The following is a 15,381-nucleotide window of genomic DNA, read 5'->3' as shown; positions in this document are numbered from 1 at the left end:
AGCTTGGATAGCGTTCGCATGCGAGCGATCGGTCCAATCCGAACAGGATCAACCGACTCAAGCTGGCTACTGATGGAACCTTCCCGGAATGGGCGCCACCCAGTGGACGCTGGATGTTCAGCGATCCATTGAAGGATTCCATATGTTCGAAAAAATCAAATTCAAAAAGGTGAGAGAGAGCTTCGAAAAAATTACAAGCCCCAGGGCCAACAAGAGTGAGAAAGCAGAGAAGTTCAAGAAGAACAAGGAGCAGGCGAATAAAACCATCGATTCCATGGAAAATGGATCATCCAGCGCCGCCGACATCGATGGCATCATGAAATCGTTCGGCCACCCTCCAACGAGTTATCATCTTACGAAGGCATATCACATCAAGGTCAGGGCCGTAGAAAACAGCGCCTTCGCTGGAAAAGAAATCGCGGCGGGAGGATTGAACAGAGATTTCAACATAGCGAAGCGCGAATTGGAGGCCAGAGCGACCGCCGCCGATAATCAGCGAATCAACTACGAGATAACAGGGGACGAGGCACTGCGCGAATTTGGGTGGCCAACCTCAATCGAAGCACTCGATGCGATACACAAGGGCATGCAGGAGAATCTCAACACCAGACACAAAGACAGCATCCCCTACTTCAACGAGGCCTACCGCGCAGCAAAAAAGGCACTCGACGATGCCGAATCGGCGGAGACCGAATTTGACGATACGAAATCTTCTCCACCGCAGAATTCGAGCAGTATCGACAATGCACTACAGATTTTGGGTCTGGACACTAGCGACTTCCGGAAGAAAGAGTATGCCAAGCAGGTAAGCAACATCAAGATCACGCTGAGAGTCTGGTCCCTTGCCCTGCATCCAGACAAGAATGCTGGTGTCGAGAAGTTCGATTTTCCTGAAAACAATCCGCTTGCCAGATTCAATGGCATGACACCCACCGATGCCATCAAGCAAGTCAACAAGGCACGCGAAGGTCTCGCCAAATTCATCCAAGGCTGATTCAGCGCCCGGATAGTCAATACATATCCGCCAACCGCAACGTATGCGCATTCCTCGAATCATCCACCGCCCTCACCACATGCCGCTCGTCGGCGATGGTCTGGAACAGGTCGATGCCCTTCGGGGCCTTGCCGCCCGCATCCTGGTCGCCACGGTACGAGATGCTTGAACGGGGCTGCCCGTTCATCATCTCGCCGTTGCACAGCGACAGGAACTCCCATGACGCCATCCGCGCCCCGGCGGCCCACGCGTCGCCGTCCTGGATGTCGGCATCCTCCACCGCCCGGCACATCACCGACATGTAGCCGCTGTCCACCCCCGGCGCGAAGTTCGCCGGGTTCACGTCCGAATGCGGGCAGTAGTAGCAGTCGATCGGCACCATCTTGAAGAAGCGGATCAGCGATTCCAGCATCGGCACCGAGTGGTACCAGAAGGTGTTGGTCTCGCGCTGCAGGTTGCCGCGGTGGTTGTATTCCAGCGTGTGGCCCTCGCGGCGCATCACGTTGGTCGAGACGATCATCAGCCCGTTCTTCTTCAGCAGCGGCCGGATCCCCGCCAGCACGTGCATCGGCGAGAACACGTGGTACAGCACGCCCGACAGGTTGATGAAGTCGAAGCCGCCCTCGTCCTTCAGCTTCACGCTCAGGTCGTACAGCAGCCCGATCTGCCTGAAGTCGAAGTTCGCGCCGTAGATCGTCTTGATCGCGTTCATCTTCTTCTCGCAGTGCGGCAGCGCATCGGTCGCCAGCACGCGCTTCGCACCCTGGCGCGTCATCAGCGTCGGGATCAGGCCCTCCATGCTGCCGATGTCCAGGCAGTCCATGCCCTGCAGGTTCGCGTTGCGCAACAGCATGCGCGGCATCATCGGCACGCGCGGCATGTGCGTGCCCTTCGTGATCAGCCCCGGCGCCAGCTCGACGTTGTAGTACCACCAGTCGTTGGCCACCGATGCGATGAGTTCGTCGTGCATGTTCTCGTCTCCTGGTTGTTCACGTGCTTGGTCAAACGGTGTTCTGGACCTGCCCCACGATCACCGCCGGGTTGCCGGCGATCACCGACAGCGGCGGTGCATCGAACTTCGGCGGCACCACCGCGCCGGCCGCGATCACGCTGCCGCGCCCGATGCGGCAGCCTTTCAGCAGCGTCACGCGGCTGCCGATGAAGACCTCGTCCTCGATCACCACCGGCCGCGGCTGCTGGTCCGGCAGGTGCCGCTGGCCGAGCGCCAGCTGGTGCGCGTTGGAGTCCATCACCTGGAACTCCGAGCCGATCAGGCAGCGCCGGCCGATGTGGATGGCCGCGCCCTCGGACACGATCACCGCGCGGTTGTTGATCGTCGTGCCCTCGCCGATCTCGATCAGCGATTGCGGCGTGCGCGCCTCGATGTAGCTGCAGCCGTAGCTGCCCGGCGAACGCGGCACGCCGAACACCACGGTGGGTGCCAGGCGGATGCGGCCGGTGCCCTTGAACACCGTCGGCGTCATCAGGTTGACCGTGCGCGCGGCCGACGGCTGGTCCGGCGCCTGCAGCACCTCGACGATCGCCTTGTCGGACACATGGAAGAAGTAGTGCACCAGCAGCGCACGCACCCAGCTCTCGAGCTCGAACGGGTTGCTCTTCGAGATCCAGGCCTTGTAGCGGTCGAGCTTCAGCATCGCGGCGTGCTCGGCGGCGTACTCAGAAGCCGTGCGTCGCGAGGAAGTCGTTCCACGCGGCGATGAAGCGCTCCTCGGCGCCGCCCGCCCCCGCCGCCAGCTCGGGCAGCAGCGCGCAGAACGGCTGCATGTCGGGCTGGCTGCCATAGCGCAGGTTCAGCGCCGGCTGGATGATGCGGCAGCACTGCTGCAGCAGCTCGGGGCTCAGGCGGCCGGTGCGGTGCCCGCCGACGGCCAGCGCGACGAACCCCAGGTGCGCGCCCTTCATGAACGGGCTGTTCACGTTCGACGAGTTCTGCCCCGCGCTGATGCGGAAGTAGCCGAGGTGATCCTGGATGTGGCACAGCGGTCGGCGGATGCTGGCCGCGACGAAGGCGCCCAGGTCCCACAGCCCGGCGTACGACACGTCGCCCAGGGCCGGCTTGAGCAGCAGGTCGGCGCAATCGGCGCGGAAGATCGCGTTCGAGAACTCGCCGAAGTAGTTCTTGCACTCGGCCACCGTGCTCATGAACATCACGTCGTCGTTCAGCGCGATCATGCGGCTCGCGTTGTGCGCAATCGCCGCCGGCACCGGCTGGCCGGTCATCGGCTGCCCGGCCTCGTTGGCCACCCAGCGGCGGCTCACCGAGCACGAGAAATCGGCCGAGTTGTGCGCCACCAGGTGGCGCTCGTAGAACTCGGGGTACATCACGTCGTCGTCGAGCATGATGTGCAGCAGCTCGGAACGCCCGTTCCACAGCCGCACCAGGTGCTTCAGGTTCTCGTAGGCACCGTTGCGCGGCCCTTCGTGGAATTCGATGTTCAGCCCCGCGCGCAGCTGCGTGAAGGTCTCGGAATGGAAGACCTCGCGAAACTCGCCGTGCGGGCTGTCGTCGGAAATGATCACCTGCTGCGACGGCCGCGTCTGGTAGCGCAGCGAGTGCAGCAGGTCGTGGATGTAGCGCGTCTTGTAGGCCGGGATGACGGTGGTGATGTTCATGGATCAGCCCAGCGCCTCGAGTGCCTCGAGTGCATTCCGCACCGCGCCGATCACCTCTTCGGTCTGCTCGCCGGTCTGCGTCGGGCCGATCGGCAGGCTCAGCACCTGCGCATGCATCGCCTCCGAGATCGGCAGCGCGCCGGCCTGCAGGCCGAGCGAGGCATAGGCCGGCTGCAGGTGCGGCGCGACCGGGTAGTGGATGACGGTGCCGATGCCGGCATCGGCCAGCCGCTTCGCCAGCGCATCGCGCTGGCGGTGCCGCACGACGAACAGGTGCCAGGCCGGTTCGGCCCAGCTCGGCACCTGCGGCAGCACCAGCTCGAAGCCGGCAAAAGCCTGCAGGTAGCGCTGTGCGATGGCCGCACGGTGCCGGTTGTCGGCCTCCAGCTTCGGCAGCTTCACGCGCAGCAGCGCGGCCTGCAGCTCGTCGAGCCGGGAGTTCCAGCCGATCACCTCGTTGTGGTACTTGACCTTCGAGCCGTAGTTGCGCAGTTCGCGCAACCGCGCGGCCACGCCTTCGTCGTGCGTCGTGACGGCGCCGCCGTCGCCGAGCGCGCCGAGGTTCTTGCCGGGGTAGAAGCTCCAGGCCACCGCATCGCCGTGGGCGCCCAGGCGCTCGCCCTTGTAGCGCGCGGCATGCGCCTGTGCGCCGTCCTCGACGACCTTCAGGCCGCGGCGGCGGGCGATCTCGAGGATGGGTGCCATGTCGGCCGGCTGGCCATACAGGTGCACCGGCATGATGGCCCTGGTGCGCGGCGTGATGGCGGCCTCGATGCGCGCCGGATCGATGTTGTGCGTGCGGTCGTCGGGCTCCACCGGCACCGGCGTCGCGCCGACGTGCGTCACGGCCAGCCAGGTCGCGATGTAGGTGTTCGACGGCACGATCACCTCGTCGCCGGCGCCGACGTCCAGCGCACGCAGCGCCAGGCTCAGCGCATCCAGCCCGTTGGCAACGCCCACGCAGTGCGCCGCGCCGCAGTAGGCCGCGTACTCCTGCTCGAAGCGCTTCAGCTCGTCGCCCATGATGTACCAGCCCGAATCGAGCACGCGCTCGAAGGCGGCCACCAGCTCGGCACGCTGCTGCAGCTGCACGGACTTCAGGTCGAGGAAGGGAACCATGTCAGATGCTCACCTTGAGAGGGTCGGGCAGGAAACGGGCATAGCGCTTCATCGCCTCACGGATCGCCGCATTCGCCAGCGTGTACTCGATCTCGACATCGTCCTGCGAGACCCGCTGGGCGCCGAAACGCTCGTGGAAGGCGCAGACGCGCTCATTCGCGAGGTTGACCTGAAAGTGCGCATTCGTAAAGCCCAGGGTATCGAGGGCATACGCGTAAACCATCAGCGCCGACTCGATCGCGGCCGACGACGGGGCGGCGTCCGACAGGATCCAGCTGCCCCAGCAGAAGCTGTCGCCTTGCGCGTCATAGAGTCGCACCGTGCCGAGCTTCTCGCCGGCCAGGCTCTCGATGACGAAGTAGGCCTCGCCGTCGCGCTGCGCGTAGCCGGCCAGCCAGGCCTGCTGGTCGGCCAGCGCGCCCGAGGTGCGCGACAGGTGGCGCGACTTCAGCTCGTCGGTGCGCAGCCCGAGGATGAACTCGGCGTCGTCGACCGCTGCGTCCCGGAAGACCAGCGTCTTGCCCTGCACGCGCCTGGCCTTGCCCAGCCGCGGCGCGGTCATTTCGCGGCAACCAGGTCGGTGAAGACGCCGTAGTCGCGGATGTAGTCCGCCGCGTCGTAGTAGTCGGAGGCGAACACCATCAGCATCGCATCCGGCGAGTACTTGTACTGGATGCCCCAGGTCATCGGCGGAAGGTACAGCCCGCGCTGCGGCGAGTCCAGCACCACCTCGACGCGGCGCGTGCCGTCGTCGGCCACCACCGCGCAGCTGCCCTTCAGGCAGATCAGGAACTGGTGGCAGCGGTGGTGGGCATGCTCGCCGCGGATCTCGCGGCTGGGCACGCCGAACACCATGAAGTAGCGCAGCGGCTTGAACGGCACATGGCGGTCGAACTCGCCGACCGTCAGGTCGCCGCGCAGGTCGCGGATCACCGGGAAGTGGTGCACCGTGACGCCCTGCACCGGCGTGGTCTCGATCTTGAAGCCGTTGGCCGCGCTCGGCAGGTGCACCGCGCTGGCCGGGCCCTTGTCGGTGTCGACGTAGCCGACGATGGCGGCCGGGTTGCCCTCGACGATGGCGCCCGGCGGCACCGAGCGCGTGACGACCGAGCCGGGGCGCACGACCGCCTTGGCGGCGATCGTCAGGCCACCGTAGATGGTGGAGTTGGCGCCGATCCAGGCCTGGCGGCGCACCGTGGTGCCGACCGGCTCATGGCCTTCGGCCTCGACGAACACGACGTTGGCGCCGATGTGGCAGCCGGCGTCGATCGTCACGCCGCGGCAGATGTGGGCGCCGCTCTTGACGACGCAGTCGCCGTGCACGTGGGCCTCGGCGTCGATGAAGGCCTGCGGGTGCAGCGCGAGCGGCGCCAGCAGGCTGGTGTCGTTGGTTCCCATGGTGTCGTCGTCCCGGATCAGAGGAAGTTCATTGCAGCCAGGCGCCGATGCCCAGGCCCAGCGAGCGCAGCAGCGCGTTCGCCTGCTCGCCGTCGTACAGCGCATTCACGTAGGCGACGCGCAGGCCGTAGTGGTCGCCCTCGGCGGCCATCACGTCGAACAGCGAGCGCCGGCCGAGCTGCTGCCATTGCTGCAGCGTGAAGTTGCGCACCCGGTCGCTGTCGCGCAGCACGCTGATGACGCGCTGCGCGCGGTCGAAGGCCGACGTGGCCTGCTCGTGCACTTCGGCCATGCGGAATTTGCGGGCTTCGAGGGCGTCGGCCCGTTGCAGTCGGGCGGCCTCGGCGCGCTTGCGGGCAGCCAGCGTCGAGTAGTCGTTGCTCGCGTTGTAGAGCGGGATGTTGAAGCTGACGCCGGCCGACCAGTTGGTGCCGTCGCCGGCGCCCTTGGCCTTGCTGCCGCCCACGGTCCAGTTGACCTGCGGCTTCTGCCCGGCCACCACGGCGTTGGCATAGCTGTCGGCGGCGGCGGCCTGCTGGTCGAGCTGGGCGATCTCGGCGGCGCGTTCGGCCTGCGCCTGCAGCTCGGGCAGCGCCGGCACGTCGAGCAGCACCGACGACAAACCCTCGGTGCCCGGCAGGCCGTCGCCGACGAAGCGGCGCAGCTTGACCTCGATCTGGCGCACCATCGACAGCGTCTGCACCTGCTGCAGGTCGGCCTGCTGCTGGTTCTTCTGCGCCTGCACCAGCTCGCTGGTGCGGCCCTTGTCGGCGCGCACGATGGTTTCCAGCGCCTCGACCAGGCAGCTCATCTTGCGCGAGTACTGCTGGTAGACCTGGGCCTGCATGCGGTAGCGGCTGCGGTCCATGGCCAGCGACACCGTCGTCAGCGCGACCTGTTCCTCGGCGCTGATCTGGCCCAAGCGGGCCGCCTCGGCCAGGTGGGTGCGCCAGTCTGTCAGTTGGGTGATGCGGCCGCCGTCGAACAGCGGTGCGCTGACGCTCAGGCCGACACGGGCCTGGTTGCCGCTGACACTGTCGGTGTTCGGGCCAGAGCTGCCGACCCGGCCGAGCGTGCCGCTCAGGCCGGCCTGCGGACGGCGCGACATGCGGGTTTCGTCGACATCGGCGGCGGCGGCTTCGGCCAGCAGCTTGGCGGCGCCGATGGCCTGGCTGCGCCGCAGCGCCTCCTGCACCATCGCCTGCAGCGTGGCGCGCGGGCCGCCGGCATCGCCCGCCAGCGGCTTGGCGCCGTAGCTGACCCCGGGTTCCATGCCTTCGTCATCGATGCAGCGGGCAACCGCAGGCAGCGCGACGGCGGTGGCCACCAGCACGCCGGCGAGGCGCAAGGTGAAGGACGGGTGGACGGTCATGGGAACTGGCTCCTGGGGACGAGGCCACATGGCTTGCGGCACCCTGCCAGTACACCCCGCGCACGCCCGGTGCGATGGCCGGAAAATGACCCGGTTTCGACGCCAGTTCCCGCTCCGAAGGGGCGCTTTGCACCGTAGACGTGCCCTCGCCCCCTTGCCTACCCTTGCCGACTTCGACATTTCGGCAACCGGAGCACCCTCGCATGGCAACCAAGACAGGCACCTTGGCCGCGGACACTCTCGCAGGCACCACCAGTGGCGATACCCTTCTCGGCCTCGGCGGCAACGACACCCTCACCGGCGGCACCGGCAACGACGTCCTCGACGGCGGCCTTGGCAGCGACACCTACAACTTCGCCGCGGGCGACGGCCAGGACATCATCGCCTCCACCGAAGACGCCACTTCCGGCAAGACCGACACGCTGGCGTTCACGAACCTGGCGTCGAGCAGGGTCCAGTTCTCTCGCTCCGGCACCTCGCTGATCGCCTCCGTCACCGGCTCCACCGACTCCATCGCGGTCAACGACTTCTTCCGCGACGACAACCCGCTCAACAGCTACAACCCGCTGCAGTCGGTCAAGTTCACCGACAAGACCCTGGACATCAACGACATCCTTGCGGCGGTCTACAAGGGCACCACCGGCAACGACATCCTGGTCGGCACCGTCCGCAGCGACACGATCACCAGCGGCGCCGGCAACGACACCATCACCGGAGGCAAGGGCAACGACACCATCACCGGCGGCCTCGGCGGCGACATCTACAACTTCGCCAAGGGCGACGGCCAGGACACCATCGCCTCCACCTACGACACCACGGCCGGCAAGAGCGACAAGCTGGTGTTCACCAACCTGGCGCCGGACAAGGTCCAGTTCTCGCGCTCCGGCAACTCGCTGATCGCCTCCATCATCGGCAGCACGACGGACGCCGTCACGGTGAAGGACTTCTTCTACAACGACAACCCGCTCAACGGCTACAACCCGCTGCAGTCCGTCCAGTTCATCGACGAGACGCTGAAAATCAACGAAACGCTGAGCATCGACAAGATTCTCGAAAAGCTCTACAGCGGCACCGACGGCAACGACACCCTGGTCGGCACCCTCCGCGACGACACCATCACCGGCGGCAAGGGCAACGACACCATCACCGGCGGCCTCGGCAGCGACACCTACCAGTTCGCGAAGGGCGACGGCCTGGACACCATCGCCTCCACCTACGACACCACCGCCGGCAAGGCCGACAAGCTGGTGTTCACCGACCTGAAGACGAGCGAAGTCCAGCTGACACGCTCCGGCAACTCGCTGATCGCCTCCGTCATCGGCAGCACGACGGACGCCATCACGGTGAAGGACTTCTTCTACGGCAACGACCCCCTCAACGGCTACAACCCGCTGCAGTCCGTCAGGTTCTCCGACACACCTCCGGACGAGAGCCCGGGCATCGACGCGATCCTCGCGGCGGTCTACAAAGGCACCACCGGCAACGACACCCTGGTCGGCACCCTCCGCGACGACACCATCACCGGTGGCCTGGGCAACGACACCATCACTGGCGGTCTCGGCAACGACACCTACCAGTTCGCCAAGGGCGACGGCCTGGACACCATCGCCTCCACCTACGACACCACCGCCGGCAAGAAAGACACGCTGAAGTTCGACGGCATGACCTCGGGCCAGGTCCAACTGTCGCGCTCCGGTACCTCGCTGGTCGCCTCCGTCAGCGGCACCACCGACACCGTCACGGTGCAGGATTTCTTCAAGGGCGACGACCCCCTCAACAGCTACAACCCGCTGCAGTCCATCCAGTTCACTGACACGCCCGATGGCTGGGGCATCGACAGGATCCTCGCGGAGGTCTACAAGGGAACCGACGGCAACGAGACCCTGGTCGGCACCCTCCGCGACGACACCATCACCGGTGGCCTGGGCAACGACACCATCACCGGCGGCCTCGGCAATGACACCTACGTGTTCTCCAAGGGCGATGACCAGGACACCCTCCTCTCCACCTACGACTCCGCCGCCGGCAGGGACAACAAGCTGTCCTTCACCAACGTCGGGCACGACGGTGTGACGCTCACCAGATCGGGCGCCTCGCTGGTCATCTCGGTCAACGACACCACGGACACCATCACCGTGAAAGACTTCCTGTACGGCGGCAGCACGACCAACGCCTACAACCCGCTGCAGAAGATCATCTTCAGCGATGACAGCGAGATGGATCTCGCCGCGATCGTGGCCGCGATATCGACCACGGCCACCGCCACCGTCGTCAGCGCCGGCAGCAGCCGCGAGACCGCGCTGAGCGTCACCACCTCCGCGGCACCGGCCGCCGTGACGCAGTCCGCGGTCGATGGACTGGTCAGCGCGATGGCGGCATTCGCGCCACCGGCCTCGACCGACACCCTGCCGATGTCCGTGGCCGGCAGCAGCACGCCGCTCGTGCTGGCTGCGTGGAACTGAGATCGAAGCCCTGACGCACCCGGCGGCACCCGCCGGCCGCGCGGTCGACACCGGGCTCGCCAGCCTGGTGATGATGGCGCGGCTGCATGGCGTGGCGGCCGACCCCGAGCAACTGGCCCACGAGCTGGCCGCGCGGGGGCGGCCGTGGTCGACGCAGGACATCCTGCTGGCGGCCAAGCAGCTGCAGCTGCAGGCCAGGTCGGTTCGCAGCAGCATCGACCGGTTGCCGCGCCTGGCCCTGCCCGTCATGGCGCGATCAGCGTCCGGCTTCTTCATCATCGCCCGCATCGACGGCGACCAGGTGCTGGTCCATGACCCGGCGCTCGGCCGCCCGGAACTGCTCAGCCACGAGGCGCTGCGCGCGCGCTGGTCCGGCGAACTGATCCTGTTCGCGTCGCGGGCCTCGGCCGGCCGCGAATGGGGCAGGTTCGACTTCACCTGGTTCATCCCGTCGGTCGTGCGGCACCGCCGGCTGCTCGGCGAGGTGCTGCTGGTGAGCCTCGCGCTGCAGCTGTTCGCGCTGGTCACGCCGCTGTTCTTCCAGGTGGTGATGGACAAGGTGCTGGTGCACCGCGGCTTCACGACGCTCGACGTGATCGCGATCGGCCTGGGCACCGTGATGGTCTTCGAGGTCGTGCTGACGGCCTTGCGCAGCCACGTGTTCGCGCACACCACGAGCCGCATCGACGTCGAGCTCGGCGCGCGGCTGTTCCGCCACCTGCTGGCGCTGCCGCTCGCGTACTTCCAGGCGCGGCGCGTCGGCGACACGGTGGCGCGCGTGCGCGAGCTCGAGAACATCCGCAGCTTCCTGACCGGCAACGCGCTCACCGTCGTGCTCGACCTGCTGTTCTCGGTCGTCTTCATCGCGGTGATGCTGTGCTACAGCGGCTGGCTGACGCTGATCGTGCTGGCCTCGCTGCCGTGCTACCTGCTGCTGTCGCTGGCCCTCACGCCGCTGTTGCGTGCACGCCTGAACGACAAGTTCAACCGCGGTGCCGAGAACCAGGCCTTCCTGGTCGAGACGGTGCACGGCATCGACACCGTCAAGTCGCTGGCCGTGGAGCCGCAATGGACGCGCCGCTGGGACCAGCAGCTCGCCAGCTACGCGTCGGCGGGCCTGCGCACCACCACGATCGCGAGCCTCGCGCAGGGTGGCGTCTCGATGGTGTCGAAGCTGGTCACGCTCGCGACGCTGTACTTCGGCGCGCGGCTGGTGATCGACGGCCGCATGAGCGTCGGCCAGCTGGTGGTGTTCAACATGCTGGCCGGCCAGGTCGCGCAGCCGGTGATGCGCCTGGCGCAGCTGTGGACCGATTTCCAGCAGACCGGCGTGTCGATGCAGCGCCTCGCCGACATCCTCGACACCCACACCGAGAGCAGCGGCGCGCGCGGCAGCCTGCCGCGCGTGAGCGGCCGCATCACCTTCGACGACGTGCAGTTCCGCTACCGCCCCGACCGCGCGCCGGCGATCCACGGCCTGTCGATCGACATCGCGGCCGGCGAGGTGATCGGCATCGTCGGCCGCTCCGGCTCGGGCAAGAGCACGCTCGCGAAGCTGCTGCAGCGGCTGTACGTCCCCGAACGCGGGCGCGTGCTGATCGACGGCATCGACCTGTCGACCCTCGAATCGAGTTCGCTGCGCCGGCAGATCGGCGTCGTGCTGCAGGACAACATGCTGTTCAACCGCAGCATCCGCGAGAACATCGCGCTGGCCGATGCCGGCACGCCGCTGGAGGCGGTGATCCAGGCCGCGACGCTCGCCGGCGCGCACGAGTTCATCACCGCGCTGCCGGAGGGCTACGACACGCTGGTCGGCGAGCACGGCTCGACGCTGTCGGGCGGGCAGCGCCAGCGGCTGGCGATCGCGCGCGCGCTGATGGGCAACCCGCGCATCCTGGTCTTCGACGAGGCGACCAGCGCGCTGGACGTCGAATCCGAGCGCATCGTGCACGACAACATGAAGGCGATCTGCCACGGCCGCACGGTGATCGTCATCGCGCACCGCTTGTCGGCGGTGCGCGATGCCCACCGCATCGTCGTGATGGATGAGGGCCGCATCGTCGAGGCCGGCCCGCATGCCGAGCTGCTGCGGCGCGAGGCCGGGCACTACGCGCGGCTGCACCGCCTGCAGCACGGATGAAGCGCCCGCATGAAGGAGTGCCGATGACGAGGGTTCCGCTCGCCCTGATCGCGTTCGGCGATTTGCTGGGTCGCTACGGCCGCGCACTGCGCCTGGCCTGGAAAGCCCGCGCCGAGCTGGCGCCGCCACGCCGCCTGCCGCACGAGCTGCAGTTCCTGCCGGCCGCGCAGTCGCTGCAGGAGACGCCGCTGTCGCCGGCGCCGCATGTGGCGATCGGACTGCTGCTCGGCTTCGCGGCGCTCGCGCTGCTGTGGGCGGTGTTCGGCCGGCTCGACATCGTCGCGGTGGCGCCTGGCCGGGTGGTGCCGGCCGAGGGCAGCAAGACCGTGCAGCCGCTGGAGGCCGGCACGGTGCGTGCGATCCGCGTGGCCGAGGGGCAGATGGTGCGCGCGGGCGACGTGCTGATCGAGCTGGACCCGACCGTCACGCAGGCCGACCTGCAGCGCAGCGAAGGCGAGCTGGCGGCGGCCCGATTGCAGATCGCGCGCGGGCAGGCCTTGCTCGATGCGGTGGCTGGCGGGCACGACGCGCCGCTACGGCGCCCCGCGTCGGTCAGTGACGGCGACTTCGACGAGGCCCGCCGCATGCTGGCCGGCCAGGTCGGCGAGCACCTCGCCCGCCTGGCCCGGCTCGACGCCGAGAGGGGGCAGCGCGAGGCGAGCCGCCAGTCGACGCTCGAAGCGGTTCGCAAGCTGGAGCAGACCGTGCCGCTCGCACGCCAGCGCGCGGCCGACCTGAAGGACCTGGCCGACCGGAACTTCGTGTCGCGGCACGGCTACCTCGAGCGCGAGCAGGCGCGCATCGAACAGGAGGCCGACCTGGCGACGATGCGCAGCCGCCTGAACGAGACGGACGCCGGCCTGCTGCAGTCGCGCCGCCAGCGCGACCAGTTGGTGGCCGAGGCACGGCGCGGCGCGCTGGACGGCATCACCACCGCGCAGCAGCGCGTGGCGGCGCTGGAGCAGGAACAGCGCAAGGCGGCGGCCCGCCGCGATGCGCAGCGCCTGCTGKCGCCGGTCGACGGCACGGTGCAGCAGCTCGCGGTGCACACCGTGGGTGGCGTCGTGACGGCGGCGCAGCCGCTGATGATGGTGGTGCCGAGCGACACGCCGCTGGAGATCGAGGCGCTGGTCGAGAACCGCGACATCGGCTTCGTCATGCCGGGCCAACCGGCCGAGGTGAAGGTGGAGACCTTTCCGTACACGCGCTACGGCGTGCTGCACGGGCGCGTCGCGTCGGTGTCGAGCGATGCGATCAACGACGACAAGCGCGGGCTGGTGTATTCGACGCGGGTGCGGCTGGATCGGAAGACGATCGAGATCGACGGCCGCACGGTGCCGTTGAGCGCCGGGATGTCGGTGTCGGCCGAGGTGAAGATCGGCACGCGGCGCGTGATCGATTTCGTGCTGGCACCGCTGATCTCGCATGCAACCGAGGGTCTTCGCGAGAGGTGACRATTGGCTGCGCAAAGGCGCGTGGGGGGAGGCCATGGCGCGCCGTTCGGGTCGGTCATCGCCCCTGGCGGGGCGATGACTCCCCTGCGCTGGCTCCGGCGACCCTCCTTTATTGGCGCKCCACGGCCTCCCCCCACGCGCCTTTGTGCCACCGCCCTGCTCCTTCGACTTTGACAAGCGAACAAATGAGAGTTGAGCCCGGGCTGCACCCGGGCTTGCGGCTCCCCGCCCGGCCCCTGCGCTGCCGACAGGGACCCTGCGCAGCCCGGTTCAACCTTCATTTGTTCGCTTGTCACCTCCCCCAAAGAGCGGTGGTGCACAAAGGCGCGGGTGGGGAGTCTGGGGAGCGCCAATCAGGGCGGGGCGCCGGAGCTGGCTGGTTTCGTGGCCCCGCGCGAAGCGCGATCGTCAACTGACTGTCGCCCACTGTTTGACCACAACGAACGAAGTGAGTGGCGGGAGTTTGGGCGACGGGCCACGAAACCAGTCAGCGGAGGGCAGTCATTGCCCCGCCAGGGGCAATGACCGCACCGACCGGCGAGCCCCAGACTCCCCGCCCGCGCCTTTGCCACGCAGCCACCCAGTCAACGTTCCCGAAACGCCTCTTTGGACTTCAGCATCGGCCGCAGCAGGAAGCTCAGCACCGACCGCTCCCCGGTCCGCACCTCCACCGAGCCGGTCATGCCCGGCAGCACCGTCAGCGGCTTGCCCTTCTCGCGCAGCGTGGAGCGCTCGGTGCGCAGCATCACGCGGTAGTAGGTCTGGTCCGGCGCGGCCGCCTTCTCGGTGTCGCCGAGCGCGTCAGGACTGATGTACTCGATCTTGCCCTTCAGCCCGCCGTAGGTCGTGTAGTCATAGGCCGCCAGCTTGACCTCGGCCGTCTGCCCGACCCGCAGGAAGCCGATCTCCGACGGCTTCACGCGCGCCTCGATCAGCACCCGCGACGTGATCGGCACGATCTCCATCATCGCGGCGCCCGGGCTCACGACGCCGCCCACCGTCACCGAGCGGATGTTCTTCACCAGCCCGCGCACCGGCGACTTCAGCACCGTGCGGCGCAACACATCCTGCCGGCCGGCGAGTTGCTCCTCGATCTGCGCCAGGTCGGTCTGCACCCGCACGAGCTCGGTGCTCGCGTCCTGCCGGAAACGATTGACCCGCTCCTGCGACTGCAGGTGCAGGTCGTTGACCTGGCGGCGCAGCCGCATCACCTCGACCTCCGACATCAGGCCCTTCGCCGACATCGCCTCCGAGACGCCCAGCTCCTTCATCACCAGTTCGATGCTGCGGCTGTTCGAGCGCACCGCCTCGTCGAGCCCGCGCTTGCGGGCGTTGTAGGCATCGGTCTCCGATTCCACGACGCTGGACAGCGCCGACACGTCGGATGGGAACTGCAAGGCCCGGCCGTTCGCCTCGGCCGTCAGCCGCGCGACCGTGCCGCGCAGCGCAGCGCGCTTGACCTGGCCCTCGTTCTGCTGCGATTCGAAGCGCGTCGGGTCGAGCTGCGCCAGCTCCTGCCCCTCCTGCACCTGCATGCCCTCGCGCACGAACAGCTCGCGCAGGATGCCGCCCTCCAGGCTCGCGATCACCTGCTCCTTGCCGTCGGGCACCACGCGGCCGTCGGCACGCGTGATCTCGTCGACGCGAGCGGTCGACGCCCATGCGATCGCGACGATCACCGCGAGCGCCATCAGGTACAGCGTCCAGGTCGCGCGCGACATGTCGTCCATCACCTGCGCGGCGCGGACCTCGCTGAGGAACTTGGCGTCGCCGGCTTTCAGCTCGGCTTGTTTCTTCTTGCCGAACAT

Annotated in this window: 12 protein-coding genes; 4 read left to right on the top strand and 8 right to left on the bottom strand. The window is 67.6% G+C overall.

The genetic code is table 11. The features are described from left to right. Positions 1-88: 88 nt before the first annotated feature. The gene (locus AC1DXV_RS07505) at positions 89-994 is read left to right on the top strand and encodes a hypothetical protein (RefSeq protein ID WP_477865065.1); all 906 of its coding nucleotides are present in this window, start codon (positions 89-91) and stop codon (positions 992-994) included. Between the two features lie 16 nt (positions 995-1,010). On the opposite strand, the gene AC1DXV_RS07500 is transcribed toward AC1DXV_RS07505, so the two are convergent. Genes AC1DXV_RS07500 through AC1DXV_RS07470 form a run of 7 tightly spaced genes read right to left on the bottom strand, consistent with a single transcriptional unit; the run spans position 1,011 to position 7,517 of the window. Continuing rightward, positions 1,011-1,964, bottom strand: coding sequence for a class I SAM-dependent methyltransferase (locus tag AC1DXV_RS07500; RefSeq protein WP_477865064.1), 954 nt, complete (start codon positions 1,962-1,964; stop codon positions 1,011-1,013). 31 nt (positions 1,965-1,995) lie between these two features. Beyond that, positions 1,996-2,649 (bottom strand): acyltransferase, encoded by a 654-nt coding sequence (locus AC1DXV_RS07495; RefSeq protein WP_477865063.1) that lies wholly within the window; start codon positions 2,647-2,649, stop codon positions 1,996-1,998. 22 nt (positions 2,650-2,671) lie between these two features. Then, complete coding sequence (locus AC1DXV_RS07490; RefSeq protein WP_477865062.1) at positions 2,672-3,628, bottom strand: glycosyltransferase family A protein; 957 nt, start codon at positions 3,626-3,628, stop codon at positions 2,672-2,674. Positions 3,629-3,631: 3 nt separating this feature from the next. Further along, entirely contained in the window at positions 3,632-4,747 is a 1,116-nt protein-coding gene (locus AC1DXV_RS07485; protein ID WP_477865061.1) for a DegT/DnrJ/EryC1/StrS family aminotransferase, read from the bottom strand. A 1-nt stretch (position 4,748) separates the two neighbouring features. Continuing rightward, positions 4,749-5,309 (bottom strand): GNAT family N-acetyltransferase, encoded by a 561-nt coding sequence (locus tag AC1DXV_RS07480; RefSeq protein ID WP_477865060.1) that lies wholly within the window; start codon positions 5,307-5,309, stop codon positions 4,749-4,751. Beyond that, positions 5,306-6,145, bottom strand: coding sequence for a WxcM-like domain-containing protein (locus AC1DXV_RS07475; RefSeq protein WP_477865059.1), 840 nt, complete (start codon positions 6,143-6,145; stop codon positions 5,306-5,308). Before AC1DXV_RS07475 ends, AC1DXV_RS07480 begins: the two co-directional genes overlap by 4 nt. A gap of 28 nt (positions 6,146-6,173) precedes the next feature. Then, positions 6,174-7,517, bottom strand: coding sequence for a TolC family protein (locus tag AC1DXV_RS07470; protein ID WP_477865058.1), 1,344 nt, complete (start codon positions 7,515-7,517; stop codon positions 6,174-6,176). Between the two features lie 203 nt (positions 7,518-7,720). Between AC1DXV_RS07470 and AC1DXV_RS07465 the strand changes: the two genes are divergently transcribed. From AC1DXV_RS07465 to AC1DXV_RS07455, 3 genes are read left to right on the top strand one after another with little or no spacing between them, the layout of a single operon-like run. Beyond that, positions 7,721-9,979, top strand: coding sequence for a calcium-binding protein (locus AC1DXV_RS07465; RefSeq protein WP_477933068.1), 2,259 nt, complete (start codon positions 7,721-7,723; stop codon positions 9,977-9,979). Further along, entirely contained in the window at positions 9,966-12,119 is a 2,154-nt protein-coding gene (locus tag AC1DXV_RS07460) for a type I secretion system permease/ATPase (protein WP_477933070.1), read from the top strand. The genes AC1DXV_RS07465 and AC1DXV_RS07460 overlap by 14 nt, the downstream gene beginning before the upstream one ends. Before the next feature lie 23 nt (positions 12,120-12,142). Beyond that, complete coding sequence (locus tag AC1DXV_RS07455) at positions 12,143-13,573, top strand: HlyD family type I secretion periplasmic adaptor subunit (RefSeq protein WP_477933066.1); 1,431 nt, start codon at positions 12,143-12,145, stop codon at positions 13,571-13,573. 584 nt (positions 13,574-14,157) lie between these two features. Here the strand turns inward: AC1DXV_RS07455 and AC1DXV_RS07450 are convergent. After that, positions 14,158-15,381 carry an HlyD family type I secretion periplasmic adaptor subunit gene (locus tag AC1DXV_RS07450; RefSeq protein ID WP_477933064.1) on the bottom strand — a complete coding sequence of 408 codons (1,224 nt, stop codon included), beginning with the start codon at positions 15,379-15,381 and terminating at the stop codon, positions 14,158-14,160.

The organism is Rhizobacter sp. P3_C12 (assembly GCF_056402735.1).
The sequence above is the reverse complement of the archived record's forward strand: the minus strand, read 5'-3'. Positions and strand labels throughout refer to the sequence as shown.